Origin of the sequence: Collinsella aerofaciens (genome assembly GCF_015553355.1) — a bacterium.
GTDB lineage: Bacteria > Actinomycetota > Coriobacteriia > Coriobacteriales > Coriobacteriaceae > Collinsella > Collinsella aerofaciens_V.
The window spans coordinates 1-20,403 of the sequence record NZ_JADNGN010000013.1; the positions used below are offsets into that span (position 1 = coordinate 1).

General features: G+C 62.8%; 16 protein-coding genes and 1 tRNA gene. 3 read left to right on the forward strand and 14 right to left on the reverse strand.

Annotated elements, in window-relative coordinates; all coding sequences use genetic code 11:
- Positions 1–39 precede the first annotated feature (39 nt).
- The 8 genes from I2D57_RS04675 to I2D57_RS04710 all read right to left on the reverse strand — a co-directional run bounded on the left by I2D57_RS04675 (position 40) and on the right by I2D57_RS04710 (position 9,472).
- Complete coding sequence (locus I2D57_RS04675; RefSeq protein WP_195361651.1) at positions 40–381, reverse strand: 4Fe-4S dicluster domain-containing protein; 342 nt, start codon at positions 379–381, stop codon at positions 40–42.
- A gap of 7 nt (positions 382–388) precedes the next feature.
- Positions 389–1,477, reverse strand: a complete 1,089-nt coding sequence (locus tag I2D57_RS04680; protein ID WP_195361652.1) for a hydrogenase large subunit — start codon at positions 1,475–1,477, stop codon at positions 389–391.
- Between the two features lie 5 nt (positions 1,478–1,482).
- Entirely contained in the window at positions 1,483–2,184 is a 702-nt protein-coding gene (locus tag I2D57_RS04685; RefSeq protein ID WP_195361653.1) for an NADH-quinone oxidoreductase subunit C, read from the reverse strand.
- Complete coding sequence (locus tag I2D57_RS04690; RefSeq protein ID WP_195361654.1) at positions 2,184–2,813, reverse strand: NADH-quinone oxidoreductase subunit B family protein; 630 nt, start codon at positions 2,811–2,813, stop codon at positions 2,184–2,186. Before I2D57_RS04690 ends, I2D57_RS04685 begins: the two co-directional genes overlap by 1 nt.
- 12 nt (positions 2,814–2,825) lie before the next feature.
- Positions 2,826–5,708, reverse strand: coding sequence for a proton-conducting transporter transmembrane domain-containing protein (locus I2D57_RS04695; protein ID WP_195361655.1), 2,883 nt, complete (start codon positions 5,706–5,708; stop codon positions 2,826–2,828).
- Positions 5,709–5,994: 286 nt separating this feature from the next.
- On the reverse strand, positions 5,995–6,390 hold the full coding sequence (locus tag I2D57_RS04700) for a helix-turn-helix domain-containing protein (RefSeq protein ID WP_195361656.1): 396 nt from the start codon (positions 6,388–6,390) through the stop codon (positions 5,995–5,997).
- Between the two features lie 446 nt (positions 6,391–6,836).
- Positions 6,837–8,867 carry a bilirubin reductase, long form gene (gene bilR, locus I2D57_RS04705; RefSeq protein ID WP_229055631.1) on the reverse strand — a complete coding sequence of 677 codons (2,031 nt, stop codon included), beginning with the start codon at positions 8,865–8,867 and terminating at the stop codon, positions 6,837–6,839.
- A 528-nt stretch (positions 8,868–9,395) separates the two neighbouring features.
- A tRNA-Met gene (locus tag I2D57_RS04710) sits at positions 9,396–9,472 on the reverse strand.
- 196 nt (positions 9,473–9,668) lie between these two features.
- On the opposite strand from I2D57_RS04710, the gene I2D57_RS04715 reads away from it, so the two are divergent.
- Positions 9,669–10,442: a type III pantothenate kinase gene (locus I2D57_RS04715; protein WP_195361658.1), complete on the forward strand. Its 774-nt coding sequence runs from the start codon at positions 9,669–9,671 to the stop codon at positions 10,440–10,442.
- A 199-nt stretch (positions 10,443–10,641) separates the two neighbouring features.
- On the opposite strand, the gene I2D57_RS04720 is transcribed toward I2D57_RS04715, so the two are convergent.
- From I2D57_RS04720 to I2D57_RS04730, 3 genes are all read right to left on the reverse strand, one after another.
- Positions 10,642–11,343 (reverse strand): hypothetical protein, encoded by a 702-nt coding sequence (locus I2D57_RS04720; protein ID WP_195361659.1) that lies wholly within the window; start codon positions 11,341–11,343, stop codon positions 10,642–10,644.
- Complete coding sequence (gene folP / locus I2D57_RS04725) at positions 11,344–13,086, reverse strand: dihydropteroate synthase (RefSeq protein WP_195361660.1); 1,743 nt, start codon at positions 13,084–13,086, stop codon at positions 11,344–11,346.
- A gap of 95 nt (positions 13,087–13,181) precedes the next feature.
- A complete protein-coding gene (locus I2D57_RS04730) occupies positions 13,182–13,934 on the reverse strand; it encodes an NAD-dependent protein deacylase (RefSeq protein WP_195361661.1) in 753 nt (250 codons plus the stop codon).
- 136 nt (positions 13,935–14,070) lie between these two features.
- Between I2D57_RS04730 and I2D57_RS04735 the strand changes: the two genes are divergently transcribed.
- Entirely contained in the window at positions 14,071–14,889 is an 819-nt protein-coding gene (locus tag I2D57_RS04735) for an exodeoxyribonuclease III (RefSeq protein ID WP_195361662.1), read from the forward strand.
- A 538-nt stretch (positions 14,890–15,427) separates the two neighbouring features.
- Here the strand turns inward: I2D57_RS04735 and I2D57_RS04740 are convergent.
- The 3 genes from I2D57_RS04740 to I2D57_RS04750 are packed head-to-tail and all read right to left on the reverse strand — an operon-like array spanning position 15,428 to position 18,676.
- A complete protein-coding gene (locus tag I2D57_RS04740; protein WP_195361663.1) occupies positions 15,428–16,141 on the reverse strand; it encodes a DUF6580 family putative transport protein in 714 nt (237 codons plus the stop codon).
- A 4-nt stretch (positions 16,142–16,145) separates the two neighbouring features.
- Positions 16,146–17,789 carry an ABC transporter ATP-binding protein gene (locus I2D57_RS04745; protein WP_195361664.1) on the reverse strand — a complete coding sequence of 548 codons (1,644 nt, stop codon included), beginning with the start codon at positions 17,787–17,789 and terminating at the stop codon, positions 16,146–16,148.
- On the reverse strand, positions 17,789–18,676 hold the full coding sequence (locus tag I2D57_RS04750; protein ID WP_324249202.1) for an energy-coupling factor transporter transmembrane component T: 888 nt from the start codon (positions 18,674–18,676) through the stop codon (positions 17,789–17,791). Before I2D57_RS04750 ends, I2D57_RS04745 begins: the two co-directional genes overlap by 1 nt.
- Before the next feature lie 199 nt (positions 18,677–18,875).
- On the opposite strand from I2D57_RS04750, the gene glmU reads away from it, so the two are divergent.
- Positions 18,876–20,288, forward strand: a complete 1,413-nt coding sequence (gene glmU, locus I2D57_RS04755; protein WP_118226284.1) for a bifunctional UDP-N-acetylglucosamine diphosphorylase/glucosamine-1-phosphate N-acetyltransferase GlmU — start codon at positions 18,876–18,878, stop codon at positions 20,286–20,288.
- Positions 20,289–20,403 lie beyond the last annotated feature (115 nt).

Here is a 20,403-nt window from a genome sequence, read left to right on the forward strand (position 1 = left end):
GATCTGGGCATTTTTGCCCCGCCGGCCCCTATTCCAGCGCTATTCCGGCTTGGTTTCTACCGTGGGAGTCTTATCCACCGCGACTGGGGTGCGGGCGGTGTCCATACTCAGGCAGTGCTTGGGGCAGCTTTCGATGCACTCGCCGCACACCACGCAGGCGTACGGGTCGATCGACCAGGTGCCGTCCTTGCGATCGACCGCGAGCGCACCCGCCGGACAGCGACGTGCGCACATGCCGCAACAGATGCATACATCCATGTCGTTAACGATATGCCCGCGCAGGCGCTCGGGCGATGCAAGCTTTTCCTGCGGATAGCACACCGTGACCGGCTGCTTGACCATAGAACCCAAGGCCGTCTTGGCAAATGTCAGTAAACTCATGCCACGCCTACCTTTCCGTGCAGCTAATGCAGGGGTCGATGGTCAGGATAATCATAGGGACGTTGGCAATGAGCACACCCTGCAGCGCATGCGTCAGGCCCGCAAGGTTTTGCGACGTCGGCGTGCGCACACGGAAGCGGTCCAGGTTCTTGGTGCCGTTGCCGCGCACATAGTAATACGCTTCGCCGCGCGGCTGCTCAATCACGACCTCGCCGCGCGCGCCGTCAGCCGGCGTAAGCTTGGTGCGCCCGCCGATACCGTCGTGCGGAATCTTGCTGACAAGCTCCTTAATGATGTCCATGGCCTGCGTGACCTCGGCACAACGCACCTGGCAGCGGGCATAGCAGTCGCCGTCGGTGGCAACGATGGGCTCAAACGCGGCCAGATCCGCATAGGCACCGTCGCCGAACATGCGCACGTCGTAATCCACGCCCGAGGCGCGCCCAAACGGGCCGACCATCGAAAGCTCCAGCGCGTCCTTCTTGCTGATCACGCCCACGCCATGCAGGCGCTCGCCGCAGCTATTGTCGTCCAAAAACGTATGCACCAGAGCCTCGTAATCGGGGCGCATGGCGTCGAGCGTCTGGACAATACCCGCCAGCTCGGAGTCCTCGATGTCGTGTTTAAGGCCGCCGATCTCGTTAATCGAAAGGATCACGCGGCCGCCGCAGGTGCTCTCGAAGATCTTGAGAATCTGCTCGCGCAGGGTCCACGAACGATAGAACAGCGCCTCGAAGCCAAAGGCATCGGCGAGCAGGCCCAGCCACAGCAGGTGCGAGTGAATGCGCGAAAGCTCATGCAAAATGGTGCGGATATACTGCACGCGGCCGGGCACCTCGATGTCGAGCATGCGCTCGCAGGCGCTGGCATAGCCGTAGCTGTGGCCCACGGCGCAGATGCCGCAGATGCGCTCGGCGATGTAGCCAAACTGGTGCATGTCGCGCTTTTCGGTGAGCTTCTCGAGTCCGCGGTGCACAAAGCCGATCTGCGGAATTGCCTCGAGAACGTGGTCGTCCTCGATCACCAGGTCCAGATGAAGCGGCTCGGGCAGCACCGGGTGCTGCGGGCCAAACGGAATAACGGAGCGATGTGCCATGGACCTTACGCCTCCTTTTTCTGCTTGTCGCGGGCGGCCTTTGCGGCAAGCGCCGCGCGGACCTTGGCCGCTTTCTCGGGATCCATGGCGGCGAGCTTTGCTTCCAGCTCGGCGGCTTTGAGCGCCGCCTTGGCAGCAGCCTCATCGTGCTGAGCATCGGAACCGGCAGCCGTAGCGGGCTGAGCGACAGCAGCACCTGCAGCGCCCTCCCCTGCAGCGGCCGCGGCAGCAGCGGCCTTCTCGGCCGCGGCCTTGCGCGCCTTGGCCTCGGCGGCGGCACGGACCTTCATGGCCTTCTCGCGCGCGGCCTTCACCTCGGGCGTGATAACGCTCATGGGCTCGGCAGTCGAAACCTGGTAGAAAAAGCCCTTAAAGTCGATCTGCATGTCGGTAATGGCAAGACCAAACAGGTCGTGCGCCTCATTTTCAAACGGGAACACCGCCGGATAATACGAGCTGATGGACGGAATCTCCTGGTACTGGTCGATGCCCTCGACTGCCAGGTTCTCAATCGCATAGTTTCCGTCCCGCGCGATCTGCTCCTGAGCAGCGCGAACGTTGATAAACGTATAGACCAGGCGATACGATCCGTCGTCCACACAGCGCTCGGCATGCATTTGCACAAAGCGCGCGCCGACGCCCTTGAGCGCCTGGACATGCGGCAGGAGCTCGTCGATCCCGACAGTGGTATAGATAGCCTTTTGCATTACTCGGCCTCCTTTGCAGCGGCGGGCGTCTCAGCAGGTGCGTCGCCAGCGGCGGGTGCGGCGGACCTGGTGGACACGTTGGCCTCGTCACCGTCACCGGCACCGTCAGCCCCGGCCCCCGCAGCCACAAACCCGTCCTCGCCCAGCTCAACGCCACCGTCCCAGGTAGCGGCGCCGCCCACGGTGAGCGGGTCACCGCCGGCACGCATCACGGCCTCCTTCTGGTCCAGGATGCCGCACGCCTCCACAATGGCATCGATCACCGTCTCGGGACGAATGGCGCACCCGGGCGCGTACACGTCCACGGGAATCGCGCGGTCCACGCCGCCGATCACGTTGTAGGCATCGCGGAACACGCCGCCCGAGCACGCGCAGATACCGCATGCCACCACGCACTTGGGCTCGAGCATCTGGTTGTAGATCTGGCGCACGACGGGCAGGTTCTGGGCATTGACCGACCCCGTCACCAAAAAGATGTCCGCATGCTTGGGGTTGCCGGTGTTGACCACGCCAAAGCGCTCCGCATCAAACAGTGGCGTGAGCGAGGCCAGCACCTCGATATCGCATCCGTTGCAGCTCGAGCCGTCGTAATGAATAACCCACGGCGAGCGCGACATTTTATGATCCATGGATGCCGCCTCCTAAATAAACACGTCGACGAGGATGGGCATAAGGTTGAGCAGGCCAAACACCAGCGCCACGCCCCAGCCGAGCTTAAAGCAGCTGCGCCAGGTGCTGCGTGCGAAGGTGTTGTCGATCAGCACCTCGACAAAGTACGTCGCAGCCATCACGACCAGGGCGACGACCCAGCTCACCGGGTTGTCCCAAACAAAGAACATGCCCACCCACATCAAAAACAACACGGTCTCGCACCAGTGCATAAGGGTCATCTTGGCCAGCGTGCCGCCGCTCATCTCGGTGGCGACGCCCTGGACGATCTCCTGATGCGCGTGATGCGAGTACGAAAGGTCAAACGGCGACTTGCGCAGCTTGATGGTAAGCACCGCGAGTAGCGCGAGGAAAATGGGCGCGCTGTACACGATGATGGGGGCCGACTGCCCCGTCACGGCGATGGAATCGAAGCTGCCGGTGGCAAGGTACAGGCCCACGCTCATCAGCAGAACGGCGGGCTCGTAACTCATGACCTGCAGCAGCTCGCGGTCGGCGCCGACCTGGGCAAACGGGCTTTGCGTCGAGGCGGACGCCAGCACCACAAAGATCGCGGCGAGCGTCACCATAAAAGCGCACAGCAGCGTATTGGAGCCCGACACAAAGATGCCGCCGCCCACGACGGTAAAGATGAGCGCGCACGCCATGTAGGTATCATCCATGGTATTCACGCTGGCGGGCGCCTTGCGCAGCAGCTTGGCAACGTCGTAGAAGGGCTGCAGCAAGCGCGGGCCCACGCGGCCCTGCATGCGAGCCGAAAGCTTACGGTCAACGCCGTCGATCAGGCCGCCCACAAGCGGCGCCAGCAAGGCAAACGCCACGGTGCCAATAAAGATGCCCACGACGCCCGAGCCTTCGAAATACTTGCCGCGCAGCACCGAGGGCGCACTCATGGCAAGTCGATCGGGCCCAATCCACGCGCAACACAGCAGCGCAAACACGATAATGCTGCAGCACACGACGCTACCCGCGGGGCCAATACGCTTCTCGCCAAGGGCGTCCTCCGAGTACCAATTGCGCTTTTCGGCCTTCACCTCGTGTCCCATCGAGCCGCGGAAATGGCGATATTTGTCGGTTCCCACGCCCGAAAGGTACACGTTGACGTGCGGCTTATTGCTCACGCGGAACGACGTCAGCAGCACCACGGCGATAAACGCCACGATAACCACCATCAGATACATAGCGTCCTTGCCAATAACATACGGCACGCGGCCAAACACCATGGCCAAGTAAGGCGACACCAGGCCGCTCGAGATAACCGGGAACGCCACGCAGCACAGAATCAGTAGCGCGGCGATGGTGTTGAGCGCCATCCATTCGGTCTTATGGACATTGACCTCAACGTTTTGAGCCGTGGGATCGACGCCCGAAAGCTTGGCAAGCCACTTGCCCCAGAAGAAGAACGTCGCGGCCGAGCCGAAGGCCAGCACCATGATCATGAGCACGTTGCCGGTCTGCGCAAACGCCACCAAGGCGCCCCACTTGGACACGAGCATGCCAAACGGCGCCACAAACATACCCATGATGCCCAGCATCATCAGACGCGTCAGGTGCGGCATGCGGCTGAACATACCGTCCATGTCCTCGATATTGCGGCTGCCGATATGATGCTCGGCGGTGCCCACACACAGGAATAGCAGCGACTTGGCCACGGTATGGAACAAGATCAGGAAGATGGCGGCCCACACGGCCTCGGGCGCGCCGACACCCAGGCAGGCACTGATGAGGCCCAAGTTGGAAATGGTGGAGTACGCGAGCACACGTTTGGCGTTGCTCTGCGAGATGGCCATGAGGGCAGCGAGCAAAAACGTGATGGCACCCACACTCGTGACCATAAAGCCAGTCACGGGATAGATGGCATAGAGCGGGCTCAGCTTGACCATCAGGAACACGCCGGCTTTAACCATGGTTGACGAGTGCAGCAGGGCGCTCGTGGGCGTGGGGGCAACCATGGCGCCCAACAGCCACGTGTGGAACGGCATCTGCGCGGCCTTGGTGAGCGCGGCGAGCGACAGCAGGATGACCGGCATCACCAGCAGCGCGGATTGCGCGGTTCCGGCGCCGGAAAGCTCGATCATGCCCGAGATGGTCAGCGGCATGCCGTTAACGTGCAGATACATGAGTCCGGCCAAAAACGCGATACCGCCCAGCATGTTGAGGATGATCTGGGTGAAGGCGTTCTTGACGGCCTCGGGCGTGCGCGTGTAGCCAATCATGAGGAACGAGCACACGGTGGTGATTTCCCAGCCGCAGAACAGCCACTCAAGGTTGTCGCTCGTCACGATGACGAACATGGCCGAGAGGAACAGGAACATAAGCGCCGGGAACTGCGGGCGACGGTCGGGCGCGGTCTGCCCGCGCAGCGCTGCCTCGTGCTCATCGTGGGCCTGGAAGTCCTTCATGTAGCCCAAGGCATACACGCAGATTAGGCTGCCGACGATGCCGACGGCGAGGACCATGATCACGCTCATGTAGTCCAGGTAGAGCGGCGTGGCGGTGACGACCTCGGCCGCGGGCAGCGTCATGACCGCAAAGGCGAGCGAGCCCACCAGCTGGGCTATGCCGAGCACCGTGGTGAGCGCGTTCCTATATTTGTACGCGTTGTACAGGATGACGGCGCACAGGATGACATCGATGGCGGAGCTGATGATCGAGAGCACATGCGAGGTGCCGGGGGCAACCTCAAAGCTCTGCGGGCCCGTGCCAAAAAACATGACGGCGACTACAGCTGTCACCGCCATAATAATGCCGGAACCTATGAGCCCCACCGCATCGCGGGCGCGGTCACCGCGCGCGACCAGCATGCCCAGCGCCGGTACCAGCGGAAACAGGGTAAGGAAATACAGTAGCGTCATACCATCACTCCCCCATGCAAAAACGCTGCAATTGTTTAACGTTATAGCTCAATTGAGGAGTAGCGGCGGCAGGTTTTCGGTCAACTGGGGAGTTTTAGGCGTACAGGGCAAGGAGTCTGTCCGCTTTGGAGCAGAGGAGTGACGTTCCCTTGCCGCAGCGACGGGCACGCGGGCCACCGCCCGCGGTTTATTGGCCACGTTGAAGGATGTCCCGATAGGCTCGCGGCGGTCCGAAAAGTTGGCGCGGCAAGAAAAATGCGCCCCTGTGGGCGCACCATCCCGTTCGCTATTCCGCCTTTTTAACGCGCGGCTTGCGACCCCGCGGCTTATCGACCAGCGCGGCCTCGCCGCCATCGCGGTACAGGCGGCACCAGGCCTTGACCGAAGACTCACTGGGAATCTTGTGCTTGATCATAGCCTCGCGAACCGTCAGGCCGTTTTCCAGACGGTCCTTAACCACGGCGAGCTTTACGTCGTACGAATATGTGTGATGGCGAGTGCCCGCATTGAGCACGGCATCGGCACCGCCCACGGCATACGCGCGGGCCCACTGACGAGCCGTGGCCTGGGGAATGCCGAGCTCCGCGGCGAGGGCACGATGACCGACCCCCTCTTGGAGGACCTCGACGGCGCGCTGCCTAACCTCGGGCGCATGCGTACGAGTCCTAGTTGCTTCCGACATACCTGCCACTTCTTAGCCTTAACCGTTAATCTGCTTTCTTACGTGCATGTTAGATAGTAGCATTTTGCTGTTTGCTCAAAACAGTTAATTAAAATAGACGCGGCGTTATCTGGGCATTTGGCACCAATTTACGACATTTCTTTATCGATTATTTACGCTGGTAGCCGACTCGCAGCTAATCGTCATTCGCTTGTCACCAAAATTGGCATCTCTTTATGTCTTTTGGTATAGAGGATATAATTATTAACCCCTCCACCAATAATTTTGAGCGGCCTGCAAGGTAGTAGATGTCCTCACTCCTCATGATTACCGCGCATTGCCATCCACCGGAGCAAACAAAAAGGGCGGGACCTGCTGCGCCGCAGACCCCGCCCCGGTTGACACCCCATGGGACGCAGTCGGGCGAGGCAGATCCGTGCTACCGCCCCGCCTGGCCGCGAAGTTAACTACAGCTCGTTGGCCGCGTGATATGCCGTGCGAATGGCACTCGCGATGTCGGCGGTGCGCTCGCCCGAGCAGTCGCCCACACAGGTCACGGGCACCGTCACGCCGTCCAGGTCAAACGCGTTGGCCTTGGAGCCCACGGCCATCACCACGTAATCGCAGGCGATCTTCACCGGCTCCTCGGTGCCGTCTTCGGCAGTACGAATAGCCTCCACGCCCTCGTCGGTAATGGCGGTTAGACGGGTCTTCACGTGCTGCTCCACGTTGTGCTCTGCAAAGTCGCTCATAATCAGCGGCAGAATGGTCTCGGACTCGCCCGCGGCAATCTTGTCGAGCATCTCGACGATCGCCACCTCGCAGCCGTGCTGCAGCAGATACTCGGCAGTCTCGGTGCCCACCAGGCCACCGCCAATGACGGCGACGCGACCGCTGAGCTCCACCTTGCCGGCCAGTACGTCCCAGCTCGAGACGACCTTCTCCGAATCGGCACCCGGAACGGGGATGACCACGTCGTGTGCGCCTACGGCCACAATCGCAGCGTCGGCGGCGTTGAGGTCCTCAGCGGTAGCGGCATGACTGAGCTCAACCTTCACGCCCAGGCTAGGCAGAATCTTCTCGTAGTACTCGACCGAGCGCATAATCTCGTCCTTGCGCGGAGGCGCAGCCGCCAGCACAATCTGGCCGCCCAGATGATCGCTCGCCTCGTAGACGGTCACGTCGTAGCCGCGCTTGGCCGCCACGCGCGCGGCCTCCAGGCCGGCGATGCCGCCGCCCACCACGGCGATCTTCTTGTCGCCCTCGCCCGGCTTGATGGCGATGGTCGCCTCGTCGCCGTTCTCGGCGTTGAGCACGCACGAGATGTACTTGCGGTTTTGAATCGCGTCGACGCAGCCCTTGTTGCAGTTGAGGCACTCGCGAATGGGCTCGCCCGTGGCGGCCTTCAGCGCAATGTCGGGGTCGCACATGAGCGAACGGCCATAGGCGATGATGTCGGCCGAGCCATCCTCCAGGATCTTCTCGCCGGCCTCGACCGAGACAACACGGCCCACGGTTGCCACCGGCACGGAGACCAGGGCCTTGACGCGCTCGGCCACGGGCAGCGTCCAGTTGTAGGGCATGGCGCCCATGGGCGGAATGGTGTCGCCCATGTTGCCGGTGTGGTTGGCCTGTGCGACCTGGATCATGTCGATGCCCGCGCCCTCGAGCAGCTTGGCGAACTCGCAGGCCTCGTCGGGTAGCAGGCCGCCCTTGCCGCGCGGCGTGCCGTCGGGGTTCTCCATGATCACGGGGAGCTTGTACTCCACCATCAGCTGCGGCGCGGCTTCCTTAATGGCAGCGACGACCTCCAGCGCATAGCGAACGCGGTTCTCGAACGAACCACCGTACTCGTCGGTGCGCTGGTTGAGGATGGCCGAGCACAGCGAACCCACCAAGCGGTCGCCGTGGACCTCGATGGCGTCGATGCCGGCCTGCTGCGCGCGAGCGGCCGAGGCAGCGATGGCCTCCTTGATCTGGGTGAGCTGCTCTACGCTCGCCTCGTTCACAAAGTGCTGCATGTCGTGATGCAGCTTGGCGTAGGCCTGGTTGCGGATCTCGTTGGACTCGGCCATCTTGGCGGCAAAGGTCTCCTCGTCGCCGGCGGCCTTGGCCTCCTGCGCGGCCTTGGCGGCGGCCATGGAACCCATGACCATGCGGCCGACACCGGGCACATCGTACTCGGGGTGGAACAGCTGCAGCGCGACCTTGGCGCCGTGCTTGTGGACGGCATCGGCCAGCGCCTTAAACGTGGGGATCTGGGCGTCGGTTGCCAGCTTGGGCGTGGGGCTTGCGGTCATGACGGGAGCGACGTCGCCGATGACGATGTAGCTCACGCCGCCACGGGCCAAGCGCTCGTAAAAAGCCAGGCTGCGCTCGCCGATGGAACCGTCGCGCTCCTCGTAGCCGGTGGTCAGCGGCGGAAACATAATGCGGTTCTTGAGCTCAAGGGGACCAACCGTAATGGGCTGGAGCAGCTTGGATGCAGGTGCGGTCATGGACATTCCTCTCTTGTAGGCGCGGCGGCGATGATGCCGCGTAGTTGTCTAGAGGATATGGCATGGGGGCACAGCGGCACAACGGAAATCGGCGAATATCAGGTGGCGGCAGGTGGATGGGGCGGGGCGGCCCGTCGGTTTGTCTCAATCTGTAACAACCACTCGGCAAAACCGGGTCTTGCTGTTACAAATCAAGATATTCCTCTCAACCCATCCTCAACAATCTAGATCTGTAACATCTAGACCTACTTTTGACCCCAACCTGTTACAGATCGAGACAAACCAAACCCGCCTGCTAGAAAAGCTCAATCTATAACAACAACTCGGCAAAATCCGTTCCTCGTGTTACAGATTTAGACAAACACGACCCAACCCACCGGTATATCTCGATCTGTAACACCTAGCCGCCCAAATCGGGTCTAGATGTTACAGATCGAGATTTTGTTTGAGAGGCCGAGAATTGGACCGAAAACACGGTCCCGAAATAACAAAAAAGCTCGCCGGCTAGGCCGACGAGCTGCAAGTTCTTGGTCGCGGGGGCAGGATTTGAACCTACGACCTCCGGGTTATGAGCCCGGCGAGCTACCAGACTGCTCCACCCCGCAATGTCTGGGCACCTCATGTGCGCAAGAAAGAATATTACGCGGGAGTTCGGTAAACGGCAAGGAAAATCTCGTAGAGCATAATTCCTTCATATTTAAACCCCTCAGCCCCTATCACCGTAAACGAATCGCAGCCGAGCGCCGTCGACGGCACGTATACAATGGTGCGCGTCCTTTTATGCCAACACTGGGAGTAGACATGCTGCTCGCTATCGATATGGGAAACACGCAGACGGCCATGGGCCTGTTTGACGGAGACGAGCTGGTGCAGTCGTGGCGCATGCCCACCGACCGCTCTTATACCGCCGACGAGATCCATGTGCGCCTGATGGGTTTCTTTAAAATGTACGGCCTTTCGCTCGACGCGGTCGACGCGATCGCCTTTGCGGGCGTGGTGCCGCAGCTCTCGCGCGAATGGCACGCCGTGGCCGACCGCATTGCCGCGGACGCCATCGTCATCGGGCCGCAGACGGCCGCGGTGACCAAGCTGCACGCGGCGCGCCCCCAGGCCGTAGGTGCCGATCGCGTCGCCAACGCCGTTGCGGCCGAGACTTTCTACGGCGCGCCGGCAATCGTGGTGGACTTTGGCACCGCGACCAATATCGACGTCATCGATGAGGACGGTTATTACATTGGCGGAGCGATCGCGCCGGGCATCCGCATCTCCATGGACGCGCTTGCCGCCCGTGCCGCCAAGCTCGCCAGCGTGCCGCTCGAGGCACCCGAGCACGCCATCGGCCGCGACACCGAGGAATGCATCAAGGTCGGCGCCGTGGTGGGCGCCGCCGCCATGGCCGAGGGCCTGGTCGCGCGCATGAAGCGCGAGCTGGGTCGTGAGGACGCCACGGTTATCGCCACAGGCGGTCTCGCCAGCATCGTCGCCGATTCGACCGATGCCTTCGACGTGGTCGACGGACAGCTCACCATCAAGGGTATCTGCGAAATCTACCGCCGCATGCAGGAGCTGGGATAGAGCAGGGGCTTAAGTCAAGCACGCCCGATGCCACAGTCCCCGCAAACGTTCGCCAAGCCCATTCCTCAAAAACGAAAATTTTTCATTTTTGAGGAATAGAGCGCTGGCAACCCCGTTCCCCAGATAGGCGAGACCCTCCCCGGCACAGGCCGAGGAGGGTCTTGTTGTCGTCGTTATCTTTGGGCGCGGGCGCTACGCGTTACAGTCCGCGAATTCGTACAGCCTCGGGCGGAAACTCCTGCTCGCCGGCATCGGTCTTGATGGTCGCGCGACCCCAGATGTCCAGGCCCGCAAACACACCGACCGCAAGCGGCAAGCCGTTGGGCGACACCGCCGCAACTTGGCGACCGAGCAGCGGCACCATATCGAAGTACTCGCCCAACACGGGGGCCAACGGCCCTGCGGCGCCTTGCGGCGTGTTGGCAACAACCGCCCAGGCGTCCACGCGGGCCAGCACGGCGGCGGCCAGCGCCTCGACCAGCGCTTCGTCAGCCACGTCCACACCAAGCTCGCTCAACGCCGAACGCTCAATATCCACCGTCACGGCACCGAACATGCCCGCGGCACCGGCACCGCCGTTCACGGCAACACGCGCGAGCGACGTCTCAAACGCAGGCGCACCGCACACGATATCGCTCGGCCACCGGATACCCACCTTGCCGGCAAGGCCCAGGCCCGGCGTCGACACTGTGCCCACAAGCGCATCCATCATGCCCATCGCGGCCACAAACGGCAGGCCGTGGAAGGCGTGCATATTCACATCCGGACGCACGACCAGCGAAAACGTCAGCGAAGCATCGCCCGCGCTCCACGCGCACCAGCCCGCGGACACGCCCTCGCGGCCCGCGTTACGCGCCGCGTCGAGCTCGGTGCCGGCGGCAACAGCATTCATCTCGATCATCTACATACGCCCCAATTCGCCAACGATATGGCCCACGCGGTCCTCGGGCTCCTTGACCTCGACACCGTTGTAGCGGAAGAACCGCGCCGGGTCGTGCATCAGGTCCTCGAGCGGCACCAGCACAAAGTCGCGCTCGCCAATGAGAGGATGCGGCAGGCGCAGCTTTTTGCCGCCGTGGGTCTCGCCATCCATCCACAGCAGGTCCAGGTCGATGGTGCGCGGGCCGTTGACCTTGGCCTTCTTGGAGCGGTCGCGTCCCAGCTCGGCCTCGATCTTCATGAGCTCGTCGAGCAGCACCAACGGCGCCAGCTCGGTCTTGATCTCGATGACGGCGTTGGCAAACGCGTCCTGGCGCGTCTCGTAGGCCGGCTCGCTCTCGTAAATCTTGGAGGAGTTGGACACGCAGGTGAGTGGAATCTCGGCGATCATCTCGCGTGCGGCGCGAATGTTGTCGCAGCGATGCCCCAGGTTGGAGCCCACGGCCACAAACGCGCGGCGCGGCTGCGGCTTGGCAACCGCCCAGTAGCCGTTCAGGAACTGCGCAAAACCCGCGGCGTCGTGCACGCGCACGATGTTGGCACCGGCCTGGATGGCGCCCAGGCACACGCCAAACGTAGCGGCATCGCGCTCGGCGGCCTCGGTCACGCCCGAGACGGCACCCACAAAGCGCTTGCGCGACACGGCGCACATGAGCGGATAGCCCAGTGACGCCATCTTGGCAGTCTCGCGCTGGATGACGATGTCCTCGTTAGCCGACTTACCAAAGCCCGGGCCAGGATCGATGCAGATGCGGTCGCGCGACACGCCGGCATGGATGAGCGTGCGGGCCTGGTCGGACAGAAAGCCCATAACGCGGCGCATGATGGGCGCCGAATCGGGCAGGGTGAAGCGGCGGAGCTGCGAGGTGGGCACGTAGGCTTCCTCGCGGCGGGCGCTGCGGCGCATCATGGTGGCCAGGCGGTCATTGGGCTCCGATGCGGCCTCGGTGGCTGCGGGCGCGGCCTCGGGCGCGAGCGCGACGGTCTCGGCGGCAGCAGCCTGCTCGGCGGCCGGCGTCTCCTGCTCGCTTGCAGGCTCGGACGTGGGCTCCGGTTCGCCAAACGGCAACGAGGGCTGCACCACGCCGCCCGGAAGCTTGGCCTCCGACTTAGGCTCACCCAGCAACTTGCCGCGACGGCGGCGAGCCGGCTTCTCGGCCTCACGCGCGGCCTCGGCAGCCGCCTCGCGCGCCTTCTCGGCAACAAACGCCGCTGCCGAGGTATCGAGCTGCACCGTTGCGTGCGTGCGGGTGGGCGCGGCGACCTCGCCGGCATGCATCACGATGATGCCGCAGGTGCTCGTCTTAACAAACTCGACCATCTTGGGATCGGTGAAGCCGGTCACGTCGTTGACGATCGAGGCGCCGCAGCGCACGGCCGCCTTGGCAACCGCCACATGACGCGTGTCGATCGAGACGATGGCGCCCTCCTTGGCCAGCGCGCGCACCACGGGCAGCACGCGGCGAGCCTCCTCGTCGGGGTTGACCGGGGTAAAGCCGGGGCGCGTGGACTCGCCGCCCACGTCGATGATGTCGGCGCCGGCGTCGAGCATCGCCAGGCCGTACTCGATGGCGGCATCCGGGTCGAAGTGCTCCCCGCCATCGCTAAACGAATCGGGCGTCACGTTGAGGACGCCCATGATGCGCGGACGGTCAAAGCTGAGCTCGTACTTTCCGCACCGCCATGTCTTGCTGTCGTTCGCCATGAACATCCTCCTAAAATGCCCACGCCGCCGAGCTTGGGGAGCTGGCGGCGGGGTCGCTTTGCAATCAGTCTTTCTATTGTATCCGCGCGCGCGGGCTAGAACGCAAACGCGGCCGCGATGTCGCAAGAAATCAGCAGGTCGGCATTTGCATCCTGATCGGTGGGAGCAAGGTTGCATATGGCCAGCGTATCGCCGGTAAAGTAACGCGTAAGGCCCGCCGCCGGATACACCACGAGCGAGGTCCCGCCTACAATGAGGGCATCGGCCGCGGCGATGGCGGCAACGGCACCGGTCAACACATGCTCGTCGAGCGGCTCTTCGTAGAGCACTACATCGGGCTTGATGCGGCCGCCGCACGCGGGGCACGCGGGCACGCCCGCGGCATCCTCGTGCTCGCGCGAGCAAATCCACTCGGCGCTATAGACCGCGCCGCACGACTGGCAAATGTTGCGATGGACCGATCCGTGCAACTCAAACACGCGCTGTGAGCCGGCCATCTGATGCAGGCCGTCGATGTTTTGCGTCACCACGGCGTCGAGCTTGCCGGCGCGCTCCAGCTCGGCCAGCTTGGTGTGGCAGCGGTTGGGCTTGGCGCCAAGCGCGATCATCTTGGTGCGGTAGAAGTCGAAGAACTCGGCCGGGTGCACCTCGTAAAAGCTATGCGAGAGCATGGTCTCGGGCGGATAGGCAAACTGTTGGTGATATAGGCCGTCCACGCTGCGGAAATCGGGGATGCCACTCGCCGTGGAAACGCCCGCGCCGCCAAAGAAGACCACGCGCTTGTGGGTGCCGAACAGCTCCGCCAGCGCGGCGGAGGCCTGTTTGGAGTCCGTTATCGCCTGCGTCATATGAGTCCTCCGTCCTTGTTGGTCGGGCAGCGTCGGGCGATGTCCCAGCATGCGGCCTTTGGGTCAGCACGCGCGGTGCCCACCACCGCCCCTGTTGCGCTAATCTTAAGCCTGCCAACCCCGTCGAAAGGACACCATGCCTCAGACTTACACTTTCGCCTCGTGGAACGTCAACGGCCTGCGCGCCGTGCTCAAAAAGGACCCGAGCTTTATCCAGATCGCGCAAGAACTCGACGTCGATATCCTGGCGTTGCAAGAGACCAAGTTGCAAGAAGGCCAGGTTGATATTGACCTGCCCGGCTATCGCCAAACCTGGAGCTACGCCGAGCGTAAAGGCTATTCGGGCACTGCGGTCTTTAGCCGCCAGGAACCGCTGCGCGTGCTGCACGCCGACGCGCTGTTACCCTACGCCGGCGAGGGCGAGGCGGCCGAGCTCGTCGCCCAAGCCGCAACCGAGGGCCGCGTCTGCGCGTTGGAGTTCGACAAGTTCTGGTTTGTGGATGTCTACACTCCCAACGCGCAAAACGAACTCGCCCGCATCGACGTGCGCATGGCCTGGGATGATGCCTATCGCGGCTTTTTGAGCGCGCTTGAGCGCGAGAGCGGCAAACCCGTCGTGACCTGCGGCGACTTTAACGTGGCGCACGAGGAGATCGACCTTAAGAACCCCAAGTCCAACCGCGGCAACGCCGGCTTTTCGGACGAAGAACGCGGCAAGTTTACCGAGCTGCTCAACGCCGGCTTTACCGATACCTGGCGCACGGCTAATCCAGACGTCGAGGGCGTCTACAGCTGGTGGAGCTATCGCTTTAATGCCCGCAAGAACAACGCAGGCTGGCGCATCGACTACTTCCTGGTAAGCGACGCAATCGCCGACAACGTACGCGACACCGGTATCCGTGGCGACATCTTCGGCAGCGACCACTGCCCCGTCACCCTCACGCTAGAGCTCTAGCCCCCAAATGATCCCCCGGGGACGAAGGAATACAGATCACTTTTGCCCGCGCAAGGGCGCCCGCGTGACCCCGTCCGCCACGAAACCAGCCCATCTACTACGTTTAAGCCACTACCCTCAACCACAGCGAACAACGCAAAAAGAAAACCGCAGGTAGAAAGCCTGCGGTTTTTCATAAAACGCGGTCATGGTCGGGGGTATCAAGCTAAACGTAGTAGATGGGCCAGTTTCGTGGCAAGCGCCGTCAACTGATTTCCTGGGGACATCTGGAGACGGAAGAAAATGGATCAATTTGGCTCTCTGGGGGCCACGATGCCCGTCGTATCAGCCGGCCATTTTAAAACTATGCCGGTTTACGGGGCTGAATCGCGAACCCCCAGCCATGCGCAATTCCGTAATAATAAAACCGCAGGTAAACGGCTTGCTCTATTTTGAAAAAAGCCGGTATGGTCGGCCTGCGCCAATCTAGCCCCGTAAACCGGCATAGTTTTAAAATGGCACTTCGGCAGTATTGATTCCCGCTCCGACGCAACCAGCCTTACAGCCCGTATTTCACGACGACACGGTTAATGCGGCGACACCAGGGCTTGTACAGGGCGACCAAGAACACGCAGGTCGCGAGGCCGTGTGTGATATCGAACGGCACCGCCGTGGCAAGACGCGCCACGGCACCCGCCCAGGTAAGCGGCTGCACAAAACCAATGATGTCATACGCGTTGATCACGACGCCATAGAGCAGGCCCGACGCAAAGCCGTACGCCAGCAGTGCTGGCATGCGCACGGTGCCGTCGGCGCGGTCGAACGCACCCGCGTACGTCAGCGCACCGCCAACGTATCCCACGAGCCCCCAGGCATACATCTGCCACGGCGTCCACATGCCCTGCCCAAAAAAGAAATTGCTGGTCAGCGCCGCCAACGCACCGACCATAAAGCCGTTACGACGACCGAGTGTCGCCCCGGCGATAATGGCGATGGCACTCACGGGTTTAAAGTCGGGAATGGGCCCAAACAGGATGCGCCCCGCCGCCGCCAGCGCCGCCAGCACCAGCGTGGGCATAATCTGGCGCAATCCCGGACGAGATGCCTCGTAACCCGCAAAGAACAGCGCGAGCACCAGCGCCACCACGACAAGCATGGCAAGCGCCGCCTGCTCAACACCCGCCAGCAACGCCGCAGCCATTACCGCCGGCACCGCCAACAACAGCGGGATCTCCAGTTTTGCAAGCAAACGCGAGAAACGACAGTCCGTCATCCCATCACGCCCTATAGAACACGTTGTCGGCAAAGAAGTCGGCCGGCGGCTCCATGCAGGCAATCTCGCCGTCAAACATCATGGCGACGTCGTCGGCTACCTGCTCGGCAAAGTCCAAATCGTGCGTAGCCATGATGACGGTGCCGCCAGCCTTCGCATGGTCACGCAGGGCGCGGGCGATGATGCGGCGGCTGAACAGGTCTAGACCCTTGGTGGGCTCATCGAGCAATAGCAGTTCGGGGCCGATTAGCAGCAGTTTTGCCAATGCAAGCAGTTGACGCTGCCCGCCCGAAAGATCGTACGGATGGCGTCCATCCAGACCCGACAACCCCAAGCTCGCCGCACGCTCCCGCGCCACGGTCTCGTCATATCCGCAGGTCGAAGCCCATTCCATCAGCTCGTCGCGAACCGTATCGGCAACCAGCAATGCTTTGGGATTCTGAGGCAGCAGCGCCGCCGAGGCCGCTCCGCGCACCATGCGGCCGCGCTGCAGCTTGGCGGTCTTCGCCAGCACCGAGAGTATCGTCGACTTACCGCATCCGTTGCCGCCCACGATCGCATGCACCGCACCGGCCGAAAACGCCACGTCGAGCCCGCGCAGCACCCAACCGCCCGCGCGATCGTAGCGAAACCAGCCTTCCGACAGGGTGGTAGCCGACCCGCCGTGCATTTTTTGGAGTATTCTGCTTCCATCCGTGCGCGGGAAGGCTTCCGAGCCATTCTCGAGTGACGTTTGCGCCACAAATTCGGACGATTTGTCCAATTCTGAACTTTTTTTCGCGCTCGATACGTCCCCGGGCGGCTCCAGAGAGCCCAAATTGTCCTCACGCCTGCTGAATACTCCGTTTTTTGCACATCGGATGGCACCCCACCCCAACATGTCATCGGAAAACAGCGATTCTCGGCGTCCCAAAGAAGCCATATCCGCCACCTCGCGCACGCGACCGTCCTCAATCCGGTACGCACGCGTCGCGTATTCGAGCATTGGGCGCGGCTGATGCGTCGCCACAACAACCGTGCAGCCCAGCTCGCGATTCACACGAAACAGCGCGTGCAGGAAATTCTTCTCAGCAACGGGATCGAGCTGAGACGTGGGCTCGTCGAGCAGCAGCACGCGCGGGCGTAATGCCAGCACAGCCGCCAGCGACAGCAGCTGTTTGCGTCCGCCCGAAAGCGTATCGGTGTCGCGGTGGAGCCAATCTTCCAGCCCAAAGAAATAGCTGGTCTCAGATACGCGACGGCGCATCTCATCACGCGCTAGCCCCAAGTTTTCCAGACCAAACGCCATCTCGTGCCACACGGTCTCGCACACAATCTGGTTCTCGGGATCCTGGAACACATAGCCCACGCGCTCCGCCGATGCCCGCGCGTCCATGTCGGCAACGTTCTCGCCCAGCACGCGCAGTTCGCCAGTGCGCTCGCCCGCCGGCGCGATCTCGGGCTTGAGCAGCGACAGCAGCGTCGACTTAGCCGATCCGGTACCGCCAACAAGCAACGCAAATGCACCTTGGGGAACAGACCAGTCGAGCCCCTCGAGCACCGCAGCATCAGCATCGGGGTAGGCAAAGCTCAGGCTCCGCACCTCAATCGCCGGCATATCCGGGCCGCACGCCGCGCCCGACACCGGGCCCCTATCCAACCGAGCCATCAGCCAAACCTCTTCTCATCAATCGCGTGCAACGCGCAAGGCAGCACCATCCAGGCAGCGTACACGACATAGCCCAGCCACGGCGCCGGCACCGAGAGCTGCGGATAAAACGAATACTGCGTCGTCGCGGTCCACGCCACTGACGCCGTGGCCACGCCAAACAGCGCAAGCCCAACCAGCGCGGCAACGTCGCTGAGTCCCAGTCGATACCGCGCATACGTCGTACGACGCGTCGCGGCACCCCACCCGCGTGAGCGCATCGCGTCCGCGCGATCCAGCGAATCTTCCATGCCCCAGCCCATCAACACGCTTGACGCCCGCAGACGCGAGCGCACGGGATCGGCCGGCGCGCGCCCCGGCACGTCAATCGCATCCTGCACCGCCAGCACCGTACGACCGCGGCGCAAAAACTGCGGGATAAGCCTCATGCACATCGAGATCATGAGCGCAATCACCGGTGCGGCATTGCCCAGCAGCGCGAGCACCTTGTCGTATTCGAGCATCGACGCCGCTGCCTCAAACCACAGCACGCTCGCCACAAACAGTCCACCCATGCACAGGCCGTAAACCATGCTCTCTAGATACACCGCGCGCATACCAATACGAAACAGCTCCGTCGAGCCCGATGCACTAAACAGCGGATTGACCAGCGCGATAATCAAAATCACCGGCAGCTGCCAGCGAAGTGCGCCCAGCGTGCGGGCAGCCCCACGCGTCGCAAATCCATACGCCAGCCCGCCCGCAAGCGACAGCGCGATCAGCACCGGTTGCATCGAGAACATGGTGAGCCCCAGCGTCAGCACTATATAGAGTGCCGGCACAGCCGGATGCGACATCGAGAATGCCGCGACGGGCCCGCCGCCAAACTCTTCTCGTATGTTGTCCACGGGCACCCCCGTCCCCTAGCTCAAACGACAGCTCCGTAGCACCGCCAACGCCGCACGCAAGCAGTACAAACGCCACACCAGCGACGCAAGCCTCAACCGCCGCAAACCAATCGTTACGCGCTCAACATATGCCTGCGGTATCATATTGCGCCGTGTATCGTTTCCAAACACACGTCTCTATAACGTAACAGGAGATCACATGGACGCAACCGCAATTATCCTCGCCGCCGGCGAGGGCACCCGCATGAAGTCGAACCACTGCAAGGTTTCGCACAAGATCCTGGGTAAGCCCATGGTCCAGTGGATCGTCGACGCCACCATCAAGGCCGGCTGCAGCCGCGTCGTGGTCGTCATCGGCAGCCACGCCGACGAGATGCGTGCCCTTATCGACGGCGCCTACGCCAACAGCGCCACCAAGGTCGAGTGCGTCGAGCAGACCGAGCGCCTGGGTACCGGCCACGCCGTAAAGGTCGCGCTCGAGGCCTGCGGCATCACGCAAGGCCCCGTCGTCGTGCTCAACGGCGACCTGCCGCTCATCACCGCCGACACCGTCGCCAAGTTCGCGCAGACCGTCGCCACCGGCGAGCTCGCCTGCACCGTCATGACCATGACCCCGCCCGACCCCTTCGGCTACGGCCGTATCAAGCTGGGCGCCGACGGCCAGATCGAGCGCATCATCGAGCAGAAGGACTGCACGCCCGAGCAGGCCGCCACGCTGCTGGAGTGCAACGCCGGCTGCTACGCCTTTGACGGCGCGCAGCTCGCCGCCCACATTAACGAGATCGGCAACGACAACGCGCAGTCCGAGTACTACCTGCCCGACATGCTCGAAATCCTCAAGGGTCACGGCCAGGCGGTCTCCATCTTCCACTGCGATGACTACCGCGACGGCCTGGGCGTCAACAGCCGCATCCAGCTCGCGCAGCTCACCGCCATTGCGCGCGACCGCATCAACGAGCACTGGATGGCCGAGGGCGTCACGTTCATCGATCCCACGCAGGCCTGGATCGGCCCCGACGCCGTTATCGGCCGCGACACCGTCGTGTGGCCGCAGACGCATCTGATCGGCCACGTCACCGTGGGCGAGGAATGCCAGCTCGGCCCCAACAGTCGCCTCACCGACACCACCGTCGGCAGCGGCTGCACCATCGATGAGACCATCGCCATCGAGGCCGTCATTGAGAACGGCGTCGACTGCGGCCCGCGCGCCTACCTGCGCCCGGGCACCCACATGCTCGACGGCTCCAAGGCCGGCACACACGTGGAAATCAAGAAGTCCACGATCGGCGAGGGCTCCAAGGTGCCGCACCTGTCCTACATCGGCGACACCACCATGGGCTCCGGCGTCAACGTGGGCGCAGGCTCCATCACCTGCAACTACGACGGCGTGCACAAGCACAAGACCGTCATCGGCAAGGACGCCTTCATCGGTTCCGACACCATGATGGTCGCGCCCGCCCAGATCGGCGACGGCGCGCTCGTGGCCGCCGGCTCCGTCATCACCGAGCCGGTCCCGGCCGACGCACTTGGCCTGGGTCGTGCCCGTCAGGTAAACATTGAGGGTTGGGCCGCCGATTACCGCCGCCGTCTGCACGAGGACGACGAGGTATAACGTTTTAACAAGCATCTAAGGAGCTGTTCCCATGGGGGCGGCTCCTTTTTCTATCGTGACCTGCGCAACCGGATGAGTGGTCGGTTCGTGTCCGTTGACGGTAAAGACGTTATCA

Bases quoted from the DNA above. Each gene is read 5' to 3' on its own strand.
- I2D57_RS04675 (WP_195361651.1), bottom strand. From the start codon at position 381: ATGAGTTTACTGACATTTGCCAAGACGGCCTTGGGTTCTATGGTCAAG.
- I2D57_RS04730 (WP_195361661.1), bottom strand. From the start codon at position 13,934: ATGACGCAGGCGATAACGGACTCCAAACAGGCCTCCGCCGCGCTGGCG.
- glmU (WP_118226284.1), top strand. From the start codon at position 18,876: ATGGACGCAACCGCAATTATCCTCGCCGCCGGCGAGGGCACCCGCATG.
- I2D57_RS04685 (WP_195361653.1), bottom strand. From the start codon at position 2,184: ATGCAAAAGGCTATCTATACCACTGTCGGGATCGACGAGCTCCTGCCG.
- I2D57_RS04700 (WP_195361656.1), bottom strand. From the start codon at position 6,390: ATGTCGGAAGCAACTAGGACTCGTACGCATGCGCCCGAGGTTAGGCAG.
- I2D57_RS04680 (WP_195361652.1), bottom strand. From the start codon at position 1,477: ATGGCACATCGCTCCGTTATTCCGTTTGGCCCGCAGCACCCGGTGCTG.
- I2D57_RS04735 (WP_195361662.1), top strand. From the start codon at position 14,071: ATGCCTCAGACTTACACTTTCGCCTCGTGGAACGTCAACGGCCTGCGC.
- I2D57_RS04720 (WP_195361659.1), bottom strand. From the start codon at position 11,343: ATGATCGAGATGAATGCTGTTGCCGCCGGCACCGAGCTCGACGCGGCG.
- I2D57_RS04695 (WP_195361655.1), bottom strand. From the start codon at position 5,708: ATGACGCTACTGTATTTCCTTACCCTGTTTCCGCTGGTACCGGCGCTG.
- I2D57_RS04745 (WP_195361664.1), bottom strand. From the start codon at position 17,789: ATGGCTCGGTTGGATAGGGGCCCGGTGTCGGGCGCGGCGTGCGGCCCG.
- bilR (WP_229055631.1), bottom strand. From the start codon at position 8,867: ATGACCGCACCTGCATCCAAGCTGCTCCAGCCCATTACGGTTGGTCCC.
- folP (WP_195361660.1), bottom strand. From the start codon at position 13,086: ATGGCGAACGACAGCAAGACATGGCGGTGCGGAAAGTACGAGCTCAGC.
- I2D57_RS04715 (WP_195361658.1), top strand. From the start codon at position 9,669: ATGCTGCTCGCTATCGATATGGGAAACACGCAGACGGCCATGGGCCTG.
- I2D57_RS04690 (WP_195361654.1), bottom strand. From the start codon at position 2,813: ATGGATCATAAAATGTCGCGCTCGCCGTGGGTTATTCATTACGACGGC.
- I2D57_RS04740 (WP_195361663.1), bottom strand. From the start codon at position 16,141: ATGACGGACTGTCGTTTCTCGCGTTTGCTTGCAAAACTGGAGATCCCG.